Annotated in this window: 9 protein-coding genes; 8 read left to right on the top strand and 1 reads right to left on the bottom strand. The window is 73.5% G+C overall.

Annotated elements, in window-relative coordinates; all coding sequences use genetic code 11:
• The first annotated feature begins 2 nt into the window (after positions 1 to 2).
• The 5 genes from FH969_RS05665 to FH969_RS05645 all read left to right on the top strand — a co-directional run bounded on the left by FH969_RS05665 (position 3) and on the right by FH969_RS05645 (position 4,918).
• The gene (locus FH969_RS05665; protein WP_139986435.1) at positions 3 to 1,340 is read left to right on the top strand and encodes a DUF58 domain-containing protein; all 1,338 of its coding nucleotides are present in this window, start codon (positions 3 to 5) and stop codon (positions 1,338 to 1,340) included.
• Positions 1,337 to 2,050, top strand: coding sequence for a hypothetical protein (locus tag FH969_RS05660; RefSeq protein ID WP_108719377.1), 714 nt, complete (start codon positions 1,337 to 1,339; stop codon positions 2,048 to 2,050). The genes FH969_RS05665 and FH969_RS05660 overlap by 4 nt, the downstream gene beginning before the upstream one ends.
• A gap of 56 nt (positions 2,051 to 2,106) precedes the next feature.
• On the top strand, positions 2,107 to 3,027 hold the full coding sequence (locus FH969_RS05655) for a DNA-formamidopyrimidine glycosylase family protein (RefSeq protein ID WP_108719376.1): 921 nt from the start codon (positions 2,107 to 2,109) through the stop codon (positions 3,025 to 3,027).
• A gap of 203 nt (positions 3,028 to 3,230) precedes the next feature.
• Positions 3,231 to 4,511 carry a S1 family peptidase gene (locus FH969_RS05650; protein ID WP_139986434.1) on the top strand — a complete coding sequence of 427 codons (1,281 nt, stop codon included), beginning with the start codon at positions 3,231 to 3,233 and terminating at the stop codon, positions 4,509 to 4,511.
• Complete coding sequence (locus tag FH969_RS05645) at positions 4,511 to 4,918, top strand: hypothetical protein (protein ID WP_108719374.1); 408 nt, start codon at positions 4,511 to 4,513, stop codon at positions 4,916 to 4,918. Before FH969_RS05650 ends, FH969_RS05645 begins: the two co-directional genes overlap by 1 nt.
• 227 nt (positions 4,919 to 5,145) lie before the next feature.
• Here FH969_RS05645 and FH969_RS16140 read toward each other — a convergent pair whose 3' ends face one another.
• A complete protein-coding gene (locus tag FH969_RS16140; protein WP_108720223.1) occupies positions 5,146 to 5,394 on the bottom strand; it encodes a type I restriction-modification system subunit M N-terminal domain-containing protein in 249 nt (82 codons plus the stop codon).
• 486 nt (positions 5,395 to 5,880) lie between these two features.
• Between FH969_RS16140 and FH969_RS05635 the strand changes: the two genes are divergently transcribed.
• The 3 genes from FH969_RS05635 (at position 5,881) to FH969_RS05625 (ending at position 11,229) form a co-directional block, all read left to right on the top strand.
• Positions 5,881 to 7,173 (top strand): FAD-binding protein, encoded by a 1,293-nt coding sequence (locus FH969_RS05635; protein ID WP_108720222.1) that lies wholly within the window; start codon positions 5,881 to 5,883, stop codon positions 7,171 to 7,173.
• 7 nt (positions 7,174 to 7,180) lie between these two features.
• Positions 7,181 to 8,488 (top strand): AI-2E family transporter, encoded by a 1,308-nt coding sequence (locus tag FH969_RS05630; RefSeq protein ID WP_234417515.1) that lies wholly within the window; start codon positions 7,181 to 7,183, stop codon positions 8,486 to 8,488.
• A 146-nt stretch (positions 8,489 to 8,634) separates the two neighbouring features.
• Positions 8,635 to 11,229 carry an MMPL family transporter gene (locus tag FH969_RS05625; protein ID WP_139986433.1) on the top strand — a complete coding sequence of 865 codons (2,595 nt, stop codon included), beginning with the start codon at positions 8,635 to 8,637 and terminating at the stop codon, positions 11,227 to 11,229.
• Positions 11,230 to 11,248: the final 19 nt, after the last annotated feature.

Here is an 11,248-nt window from a genome sequence, read left to right as displayed (position 1 = left end):
ACGTGATCGGGCCGACCGGGCCGACCTGGCCGACCTCGCCCCGCGACCCGCTCGGGCGTCCGCCCGAGCGGGTCGCCCCGCGTGGGCGACCCGTCGGCCTCCTGCCGGAGGACGGCCGCGCACGACGGCGAGCGGTCACCACGCGCAGCGGCGTCGCCGTCGCCGTGGTCGCCCTGGTCCTCGTCCTCGCGGGGGTCGCACTCGCGCGGCCCGACCTCGTCGTCGTGGCGGCGCCGCTCGTGCTGGCGGCGGCGATGCGAGCACGCGGCTGGCGACCGGACCCGACGCCGCCGCGCACCGAGGCGGTCGGCCAGCCCGAGCCCGGGCGGCACGTCACGGCGGTCACCCTCGCCGCGGGCGAGCGAGGTGCGGTGCGGGTGCGCGCCGTCGTGCCCGGCTACCAGGAGGCGCGCGCCCTCGCCGTGCCGGGCGAGGTCGAGGTCGCGATCGAGTCCGCCCGCACCGGCGTGCTGCCGCCCCTGCGGGTGGACTGGGCCGAGGTCACCCCCGACGGCGCCCAGGAGAGCGAGCCGGGCACCGTCACCGCACCGGCCCTCGTCGTCGAGCCGGTCGCGGCACCGACCGCGGCGCTACCCGTGCCCGCGCACCTCGTCGGCCTCACGGGCACCCACCGGTCCCGGCGCCGCGGCGAGGGTGAGGACCTGCACGACATCGCGCCGTTCGCACCCGGGGACCGGCTGCGCTCGGTGGACTGGCGCGTCACCGCCCGCCGCGGCACCACCGATCCTCGGCTCGGCACGCGCCTGTGGGTGCGCCGGAGGTACGCGGACGCCGAGGCCGTCGCCGTCGTGGTGCTCGACTCGCGCGACGACGTCGGGCCCGACGTGCGCACCTGGGCCGGCGGGACGGCGGTGCTGCCGACGCAGGCGACCTCGCTCGACGTGGCACGCCAGGCGGCCGCGTCCTACGCCCGCGCCTACGTGGAGGCGGGCGACCGCGTGGCGTTCACCGACCTCGCGGCCCGCGGCCTGCCGGTGCCGCCCGGCGCCGGACGGCGGCACCTGCGCCGGGTCGTGCAGGCGATCAGCACGTCGGCGCCGCTCGGCGAGCCCGCCCCGCTGGTCCGGGCACCGCGGGTCACCTCGGGCGCGCTCGTGGTGGTGGTCTCGACCTTCCTCGACGACGACGCGGCCGCCGCGGCGCGCGGCTGGGCCCAGCAGGGGCATCCCGTCGTGGCCGTGGACGTGCTGCCCGACCTCGCGCTGCACCGCCTCTCGCCCGAGGAGCTGCTGGCCGCCCGCGTCGTGCTCGTCCAGCGCGACGCGCGACTGGCGGACCTGCGCGGGTCCGGTGTGGAGCTGCGGAGGTGGCTGCCATGAGCGCGGGGGCCGCCCGGACCCGCTCCAGGTCCAGCGCCGGCGGGCACCTCGGCCGCCGGATCCGGTCGTGGTGGCCGGCGCGCTGGCGGGCCGAGCCCGGTACGCCGCGAGCGCGCGGCGGCGTGATCGCGCCGCGCGTCGCGCTCGAGGTGGGTCCCGCGGTGCCGGCCTGGCTGCTGTGGGGCGTGGCCGCCGTCGCCGGCGTGCTCGTCCTGGTCTGCGCCCCGACGGGCATCCTCGGCCGGGTCGTGCTGGGCGCCGCGCTCGTCGCCCTCCTCGTGCGGCCGCGGGGCGTCGCCGCCGGCTTCTGGGTCGGGGTGGTCGGGCTCATCACGCTGGCCGGTGTCCCGCTCAGCGGGGTCACGGAGGCGACCGCCGGATCGTCGGGAACGGCGGTGCTGACGTCCTCGACCGGCACGGGCGACGCGCTCGCCCTGGCCGGCCTCGTGCTCGGCGTGCATCTGAGCGTCGTCGCCGCCCGGCTCGTGGAGCTGCTGCGGCCGCGCTCCCCGATCGCGCTCGGCGTGCTCCGGGGTCGACTCGCGGCGTTCTGGCCACCCCAGCTGCTCGGCCAGCTCCTCGCGCTCGTGGTCTGGCGCCCGTGGGGCGGGTCGGCGCCGTGGGTGACGGTCGCGGCCCTCGTGGGCGCGGCGGTGCTCGTGTGGCTCGTGCTGCGACCCCGGCCGGGGGCGGTGCGGCCCGAGGCGTAGATGCCGAGCTCCAGAGCCGAGCCGTCGATGTCGGCGCGGGGTGGCAGGCTGGGCGCATGCCGGAGCTGCCGGAGGTCGAGGCGTTAGGCGCGTTCCTGCGCGAGCGCGCCGTGGGGCACGTCGTGGTCGCCACCCACGTGGCGCAGATCGGCGCGCTCAAGACCTACGCGCCGCCGCTCGAGGACGCGGTGGGCCGCGCCGTCGTCGGCGTCGCCCGGTACGGCAAGTGGCTCGCCCTGGGGCTCGGCCCGCGCGGCGAGCTCGACGCCCGCCCCGAGGGCGCGCAGCTGTACCTCGTGTTCCACCTGTCGAAGGCGGGCTGGCTGCGCTGGCGCGAGGACATGCCCCCGTCCGCCAGTCCCAAGGGCAGGCCGATGGGCCGCAGCGCCGGACCGGTCGCGCTGCGGGTGTGGCTCGACGACGGCGGCTTCGACCTCACCGAGGCCGGCACCCGCAAACGCCTCGCGGTCCACCTGGTCGCGGACCCCGCCGAGGTGCCGCTCGTCGCCTCGCTCGGCTTCGACCCGATCCGCGCCGCGGCCGACGGCGAGCTGACCGACCTCCTCGGCGCGGCGCTGCGCACGCGCAACCAGCAGGTCAAGGGCGCGCTGCGGGACCAGCACCTCGTCGCTGGCATCGGCAACGCCTACAGCGACGAGATCCTGCACGCCGCGCGCATGTCGCCCTTCGCGCTGACCCGCTCGTTCACCGACGACGACGTGGCCCGCCTGGCCGACGCCGTCACCTCGGTGCTGGCCGCCGGCCTCGCGCAGGCGAGCGGCCGACCCGCCGCCGAGCTCAAGGACGCCAAGCGCCGCGGCATGGCGGTGCACGGGCGGACCGGCCAGGCCTGCCCGGTCTGCGGCGACGTGGTGCGCGAGGTGTCGTTCGCCGACTCCTCGCTGCAGTACTGCGCCACCTGCCAGACCGGCGGCACGCCGCTCGCCGACCGGCGGATGTCCCGCCTGCTGAAGTAGGCCGGCGGCTGTCGAGAAGTCGTCGTGACGCCCTTCGCGGGGCGCGATCGTGGCTTGCGCGAACGCCGCGACGACGCCGCACACCGACTCGGTTGCACAGTCGACCCGCGACCGGGATCCGCAGCGACGTCGTTCCACAGGACCGTTGACTCCCGAGTTCTGGCTGAGTACTCTCGCCGATCTGGATATATGACGAAGGAGTCATGATGAGTTGCTTCCAGACATTCCGAGCCCTTGCGACGTGCATCGCCGCCGGGAGTCTGGTGCTTCTGGGTTCCATCGCTCACGCCGAGGGCGCTGCGAGACCCGTCGTCGGAGCTCAGCCTGCGGATGTCCCGAATGTTCCCGCGCTACGGATCGACGACTCGATCAGCGCGGCCGAGATGCAGGACTTGAGGTTGGTGGCGGAGCAGAACGGCATCTCGCTGGACGAGGCGATCACCCGCTACGCCTGGAACGACAACTTCGCGTTGGTGGTCGACACGATGAGGAGAGCGCATCCCGAGTCGTTCACAAGCGCGGAGATCGTCGATGCGTTCCACGCCTGGATCTCGTTCAAGGGCCCCGCACCAGACGTAGGCGTCGTGCTGGACGCGTTCGAGAGGACGGCGCCCGCCGTCGAGGTCGAGCTCCGCGCTGACGAGGGCTACTCGGAGCGTGAGCTGGAGAGGTCGATCGAGAATGTCCACTACGCGATCTACGGTTCTCCCGGCGTCCTCCAAGCTGCCACGTCGTTTGATGCCGACACGCGCACGATCGTGAGCACCGTCGTCCTGGCCGATCCGCAGAAGGTGTCGCTGGCCCTCGATCTGGAGGAGGCGGCCCAGGGTGCCCTCGCTGCGGTGTCGACAGGCGACTCCGACATCGCCGCTGCGGTGACCATCACGCAGGGCGCAACCCTCGGCGGCGACGACAGCGCGGGCTATCACTACGGAGGTGAGGTGCTCTCGGGCTGCACCTCCGGCTTCGGGACCAGGGCATCGAGCGCTACGAGCGGGACGCGAGGCGTCGCAACTGCTGGTCACTGCGGCAACTCCCAGAGTGACGACGGGTACGCACTCACCTATCAGGGCGGGCACCAGGGCACCTATGGTGACTTCCAGTGGCACACTGGAGGGGTTGCCCACGCGGACGACTTCTACGCAGGCTCTGCGACCGTGACCGAGACGACCCTTCGAGACGTTTCCGGCATTGGAGCACCGACGGTCGGTCAGACCCTGTGCAAGAACGGGGCGACCAACCACGCGAGCTGCCAGGAGGTGCGCCTGCTCGGTGACTGCCGGGACAGCATGTGCAACCTGGTGCAGATGGGCGCGCGCCTTGCGGGGCCAGGTGACAGTGGCGGCCCGATCTACTGGGGCAACACCGCTTACGGTCTGCACTCGGGTTGGAGGTACGACCCGTTCGCGCCGTTCGACCGAGATCAGTTCGCGCGTGCCGATCGGATCGATGACGCCCTTGGCATCTACATCGCCACCAACTGATGTCCTCGAAGGTCCCACGCAGCAAGGCTGGCTCGACTCGCCGGCGACGCCTGCTGAGGTGGGGTGTTGCCATCCTGATGGTCTTGGCCGTGGTGGCCACCGCGGTGCTCTTCCTGACCCGGGGGGTCTCCTGGCGCGACCGGGTACCCGTTAGCCAGGCAGTACTTCTCCAGTCGGACGTGTTGGCCCTGGCGGTCGGTTCATGCGGCGATGAGCCCGAGGTCGATCTCCTTGACGAGCAGGAGGACGCGGTGGAGGTAGCGGTTGTCTCCACCCGCACCATCGGCGGTCCGGGCAGCGGAGATTGTATGGACATGGTCGAGGTTCGACTGCAGGCCCCCTTGGGTGAGCGGACCCTGCTCGACGTGACGTCGGGAGACGAGATTACCGTTGACTCGGATTGGTGACGGCGTTCGAGTCACGTGTGGGCGCCGCGGCCGCGTCGTTCCCGTGGACGACGCCCGCGGCGGGCGTCGCAGCTGGGCAATCTCCTGAAGCGCCCCGGGCTCGGTGCTAGTTGTCGCGCGAGTCAACGTGGCTGCACGTCGACAAGAACGTCAGCCCCGTCTGCTTCGTGATCATCGCCTCGCGCAGTTCCTCGCGAAGGTCGCGCTCAGCGCGGTCCCAGGTGATCTCACGGGTCGTGAGCCAGGATGCAGTCCAACCGGCGCGGGATCGTCATCGGCACGATCACGTCGCCGTACTCGTTCGGCTCGAACGGGCCGCGAGGCTGATCGACGGTCGCCCAGACGTCGTTGGCGAGCTTGCTCGTGCGGGAGTACTGCCTGGCCGTGTGGACCGCGCGTGAGAGCGTCGAGGGTCCGAGGAGATGGTTGCCCGTCCATTCTCCCCAGCCGCCGGCTCGGTACCGCCCGGCGCGCAGAGGTGCTGACTACTGCCGCCGCGATCGGACGACCGGAGGCGGATCAACTTGTTGCACGGTCATGTCATGTGAACGGGACTCCACGAGGCGCTCAAGTCAGGAGCACGGAGGGCCAGTTCGAACTGTGTTCGAACACCCACGTGACTCAACCAGGTCAACTACCTGTCCCACGAGTCAACGCGGGTGCATGTCGACGGCGGCGCGCGCAGGGCGCGCGCTCGCGCAAGGCCGGCGGCACGCGCAGGGCGCCCGCTCGCGCAAGGCCGGCGCCACGCGTACCCTCCCGCACCACGCCTGTCTCGCACCACGCCCCCACTCCTCACGCCTCCGCCCACCCACGCCGCCACACCCCGTGGCAGGCTGACCGGCGTGACCCACGACCCCGCCGCCCTCGTGCCCGACTCGCTCGCCCCCGCCGCCGAGCCGCCCGCGCCCGGCGACCACGGCCGGGTGACCGGGCCCACGGCGGCGGACGAGGTCGACGTCCTGCCCGTCCCGCGCGCCTGGGCGGGGCACCGCACCTACGGGGGCCGCGCGCTGCTCGCGCCGCGCACGCTCGAGGCGCTCGCGCGCCTGGTCACCAGCGGCGAGCCGGTCCGCGCGGTGGGCAGCCGGCACTCCTTCAACGACCTGGTCGACTCCGACGGCGCCCTCGTCACGCTGACCCACCTCGAGCGCGAGCCGGTGCTCGCCGTCGCGCCCGACGGCGCGGCCACCGTCACCGTGTCCGCCGGCACCACCTACGGTCGCCTCGGGCCGTGGCTGCACGAGCGCGGCTACGCCCTCGCGGCGCTCGCCTCGCTCCCCCACATCAGCGTCGTCGGCGCCGTCACGACGGCGACCCACGGCTCGGGCGACGCGATCCGCACGCTCGCGGGCGCCGTCGTCGGCCTCGAGCTGCTCACCGCCCAGGGCGACGTGCGCGCCCTGCACCGCGGCGATCCCGACTTCGCCGGCGCGGTGGTCGCCCTCGGCGGGCTCGGCCTCGTGCTCACGGTGACGCTCGCCGTCGAGCCCACGTACGAGGTCGCCCAGACCGTGCGCGACGACGTGGCGCTCGACGGCGTGCTCGCCCACCTCGACGCGGTGTTCGCCGGCGCGACGAGCGTGAGCGTGTTCACCCGGTGGGACGGCCGCGCCGCGGTGTGGCGCAAGCAGCGGACCGATGCCGATCCGGGCGCGGCGGCCCGCGACCTCGGCGACCGCACCTCGCTGGACGACCTCAGCGGCCTCGGCGGCCGGGACGCGGACGGACCGCGCCACCCGCTGCCCGACGGCGACCCGGTGGCGTGCACGCCCCAGCTCGGTGAGCCCGGACCCTGGTTCGCCCGCCTGCCGCACTTCCGGCTCGAGTTCACCCCGTCGGCGGGCGCCGAGCTGCAGAGCGAGTACCTGCTGCCCCGCGAGGCCGCAGCCGACGCGATCCGCGCCGCGGCGCCGGTCCTCGCCGAGGCCCGCGACCTCGTGCTGGTGAGCGAGCTGCGCAGCATGGCGGCGGACGACCTGTGGCTCTCGGGCGCCTACGGGCGCGACACCGTCGGGCTGCACACCACGTGGCGTCAGGACTCCCGCGTCCCCGGCGTCCTGCCGCGCCTGGAGGAGGCGCTCGCCCCGTACGCGCCACGTCCGCACTGGGGCAAGCTCTTCGCCGACCCCGACCCTGCCGGCCTCGCCGCGCACTACCCGCGGTGGGCCGACCAGGTGGACCTGTTCCTGAGGTACGACCCCGACGGCGTGTTCGCCGGACCCCTCCTGCGCCGGGTCGGCCTTCGGGCATGATGGCCGCATGAGCGGCGCGGACGGCGACGGCACGAACGACCGGGTCGAGCGCGCCGTCGCCGAGGACCTCGAGGCCCGCCGCCACCTGTGGCCGGCGCGGACGCGACGGGCGGGCAGGGCCGAGCGCGACACGGCCGCCACCGAGAAGGGCACGCGCGCGCTGCCACCCCACGAGCTGCCCGCGGAGGAGCCCGCGCGGCACGCCGACCCCACCGCGAACCGCCCGCCCCGCTGGCTGCCGCGCGCGCTGGCGATGGCGGCCCTGACGGTCTTCGTCGCGATCGGCGTCTGGAACGCCATGTCCTCGCTGAGCGGGCTCCTGGTGAACCTGCTCATCGCCTTCTTCGTCGCCCTCGCGCTCGAGCCGATGGTGCTCGGCCTGGTGCGGCACGGCTGGCGCCGGGGTGCCGCGGCCGCGGTCGCGCTGCTCGGCACGATCGTCGTGGTGATCGTCGTCATGGCGCTCTTCGGCAACCTGTTCGTGCAACAGCTCATTGAGCTCTTCGGTGCGATCCCCGAGGCCTACGCGAGCGTCACGGCCTGGATCGAGGGTCACTTCGACGTCGTCGTGCCGGGCTCGGACGAGGTGCTCGACGAGATCGTGTCGCAGTGGGGCCAGGACGTCGCCTCCGGCGCCCTGCTCGTCGGGGTCACGCTCGTCAGCGGTGTCTTCGCCGCCCTGACGATCGGCCTCGTGACCTACTACCTGCTCGCCGCCGGGCCGCGGTTCCGCGCCGCGATCTGCCGCTACCTCACACCGAACCGGCAGACCGAGGTGCTGCGGCTGTGGGAGATCACCCAGGCGAAGGTGTCCGACTTCATCAGCTCCCGCGTCGTGCTCGCGGCGTTCTGCACGGTCGCGACCGGGATCTTCCTGCTCATCGCCCGCGTGCCCTACGCACTGCCGCTCGCCCTCTTCACCGGCCTGGTCTCCCAGTTCGTCCCGACCATCGGGACCTACCTCGGCGGGGCGCTGCCCGCCGTCGTCGCCCTGACCTCGAACGGCCTGACGACGGCGCTCGTCGTCGTCGCGTTCGTCATCGCCTACCAGCAGGTGGAGAACCTCTACCTCTCCCCCAAGGTGTCCGCCCAGGCGCTCGAGATGAACCCCGCGGTGAGCTTCGTGGCCGTGCTCGCGTTCGGGGCCGTTTTCGGAGCGCTCGGCGCGTTCCTCGCCCTGCCGGTCGCCGCCACGATCCAGGCGGTCGGCAACACCTACCTGCGGCGCCACGAGCTGGTCGCCTCCCCCATGCTCGCGGACCCCGGACACGGCGGTCGTGCCGACCACGGCGGTGAGGGCACCCCCGCGGGCTGAGCGGACGTGTTGTGACGCGCGCCACCGCAGCCCGATCTCGAAGCACCGCGCGAGTCGACGTAGACTGAATACGGATACTGTTAATCCGCTTCTGTCCGGCGCGTGAGTCCCCCGCGCCGCGGCCCCCCGACGCGAGGAGCACACATATGGCCGAGCTGTTGTACCGCCTGGGCAAGGGTTCGTCCCTGCACCCGTGGCGCGCGATCGTCGCGTGGCTGCTGGCGCTCCTCGTCGCGGGAGGGTCCTATCTCGCGTTCGGCGGCACGCTCAGCTCCTCCGTCACCATCCCGGGGACGGCGACGGCGGAGGTCACCGACCGCCTGCAGGCGGAGTTCCCCGACGCCTCCGGCGGCACGGGCACGATCCTCTTCCACACCGCCGACGGCAGCGCGCTCACCGACGACCAGCGCGCGGACATCAGCGCCGCGCTCGCCGACGTCGCGGCGCTCGACGGCGTGCAGCGCGTCGTCGACCCGTTCCAGGCCGAGGCCGACCGCGAGGCGCAGGCCGCCGACCTGCAGAGCAAGCAGGCGCAGGCCGACGACGGCCGCACCCAGGCCGAGGCGGGCCAGGCCCAGCTCGACGCCGGGCGGGCCGATGCCGAGGCCGGCCAGGCCGCGCTCGACGCCGCCCGGGCCGCTGCCGAGGCGGACGGCACCATCGTCACGATGCAGGCCGCGTTCGACGCGCAGCAGGCCGTCCTCGACGCCGGTGCGGCGGAGCTGGACAGCCAGCAGCAGGTGCTCGACGCCACGTTCGCCCAGCTCGACGCCGCGCAGCCGGCGCTGACGGCCGGGCAGCAGCTCATCGACGCCGCGAGCGGTCTGCGCACCGTCTCCGAGGACGGCTCCGCCGCGGTCGCGTCGGTCCAGTTCAGCCTCCCGGCGATCGAGGTGGACCCGGACACCAAGGGCGCCGTCGTCGACGCCGTCGAGGCCGCCGACCTGCCCGCGTCCGGCGTCGAGGCCGACTTCTCCAACGAGCTGACCCAGACCCTCCCGGCCCTCGGCGGCGTCTCGGAGGTCATCGGCGTCGCGATCGCCGGCATCGTCCTGTTCGTCATGCTCGGCACGCTGATCGGTGCGGGCCTGCCGCTCGTCACCGCGCTCGTCGGGGTCGGTGTCGGCGCGGCCGGCGCGCTGGCGCTGTCCGGCGTGGTCGACATGATGTCGGTGACGCCGATCCTCGGCGTGATGCTCGGCCTCGCGGTGGGGATCGACTACGCGCTCTTCATCCTCAACAGGCACCGGCGCCAGCTGCGCGAGGGCGCCGACGTGCACGAGTCGATCGGGCTCGCGAACGGCACGTCCGGCAACGCCGTGGTGTTCGCCGGCTCGACCGTGGTCATCGCGCTGCTCGCCCTCAACCTCACGGGGATCCCGTTCCTCGGCCTGATGGGCACCGTCGCGGCGGCGTGCGTCGTCATCGCGGTGCTCGTGGCCGTGACCCTCACGCCCGCGCTGCTGGGCCTGGCGGGCCTGCGCCTGCTGCCCAGGAAGCAGCGCGCCGACCGGCACGCGCACGTGCACGGCGAGGTCGCCCCGATGAGCACTCCCCGCGCGTGGCTGCGCGTCGTCGCGGGCATCGCCGTGCTCGGCATCGTCGCGATCCCGGCCGCGTCCATGCGGCTCGGCCTGCCCGACGGCACGTCCGAGGCGACCGACTCCACGCAGTATCGCTCCTACACGCTCACCGCGCAGGAGTTCGGCGAGGGCGTGAACGGCCCGCTCGTCGTCGTCGCGGACATCCCGACGGGGCTGGACGAGGCCGGGCTGACCGTGCTCCAGGCGGACATCGTCGGCGACCTCATGGCCCAGGACGACGTCGTGGCCGTGGCGCCCGGTGGCGTCTCCGAGGACGGCTCGCTCGCGATCTTCCAGGTGATCCCGCAGGAGGGCCCGAACAGCGAGTCGACCGAGGTCCTCGTGCACACCCTGCGCGACCTCTCGATCGACGGGCACGACGACGTCACGCTCAGCGTCGCGGGCTTCGCGAGCGGCAACATCGACGTCTCGGAGAAGCTCTCCGCGGCGCTCCCGCTCTACCTCGTCGTGGTCGTCGGGCTGTCGGTGCTCATCCTCATGGTGGTGTTCCGGTCCCTCGTGGTGCCGCTCATCGCCACGGGCGGGTTCGTGCTCTCGGTGCTCGCCGCGTTCGGCGGCGTCACGGCGATCTACCAGTGGGGCTGGCTCGGGGACGTGTTCGGCGTCCACGACCCGGCGCCGATCCTCAGCTTCCTGCCGATCCTGCTCGTCGGGATCCTCTTCGGTCTGGCGATGGACTACCAGCTGTTCCTCACGTCGGGCATGCGTGAGGCGTACGTGCACGGCTCCCCCGCGCGGCGCGCCGTCGCCGAGGGCTTCCACGCGGGCCGGCACGTCGTCACCGCCGCCGCGATCATCATGATCTCGGTGTTCGGCGGGTTCATCTTCTCCCACACCGCGATCATCCGGCCGATCGGCTTCGGCCTCGCGTTCGGGGTGCTCGTGGACGCGTTCGTCGTGCGCATGCTCGTGATGCCGGCGATCATGCACCTCGTCGGGGAGAAGGCGTGGTGGCTGCCGCGCTGGCTGGACCGGCTGCTGCCGGACGTCGACGTCGAGGGCGCGTCGCTCGAGCGGCGCCACCACGCGCCCGACCACACGCCCGAGGGCGAGCGGTCGCCGGCCGGCAAGCACGCCGCGGGCGGCGACACCGCAACGGCGGACGACGGCGAGCAGCCGGCCACGTCGCGGGCCTGAGACCCGCTCGGCGCGCCGG

The organism is Miniimonas arenae (assembly GCF_006351005.1).
GTDB lineage: Bacteria > Actinomycetota > Actinomycetes > Actinomycetales > Beutenbergiaceae > Miniimonas > Miniimonas arenae.
Note: the sequence above shows the minus strand (reverse complement) of the source record. Positions and strands in the feature narration are given on the sequence as shown.

Excerpts from the sequence above, each read along its gene's own strand:
- FH969_RS05660 (WP_108719377.1), top strand. The coding sequence starts at position 1,337 with ATGAGCGCGGGGGCCGCCCGGACCCGCTCCAGGTCCAGCGCCGGCGGG.
- FH969_RS05655 (WP_108719376.1), top strand. The coding sequence starts at position 2,107 with ATGCCGGAGCTGCCGGAGGTCGAGGCGTTAGGCGCGTTCCTGCGCGAG.
- FH969_RS05650 (WP_139986434.1), top strand. The coding sequence starts at position 3,231 with ATGATGAGTTGCTTCCAGACATTCCGAGCCCTTGCGACGTGCATCGCC.
- FH969_RS05645 (WP_108719374.1), top strand. The coding sequence starts at position 4,511 with ATGTCCTCGAAGGTCCCACGCAGCAAGGCTGGCTCGACTCGCCGGCGA.
- FH969_RS05630 (WP_234417515.1), top strand. The coding sequence starts at position 7,181 with ATGAGCGGCGCGGACGGCGACGGCACGAACGACCGGGTCGAGCGCGCC.
- FH969_RS05625 (WP_139986433.1), top strand. The coding sequence starts at position 8,635 with ATGGCCGAGCTGTTGTACCGCCTGGGCAAGGGTTCGTCCCTGCACCCG.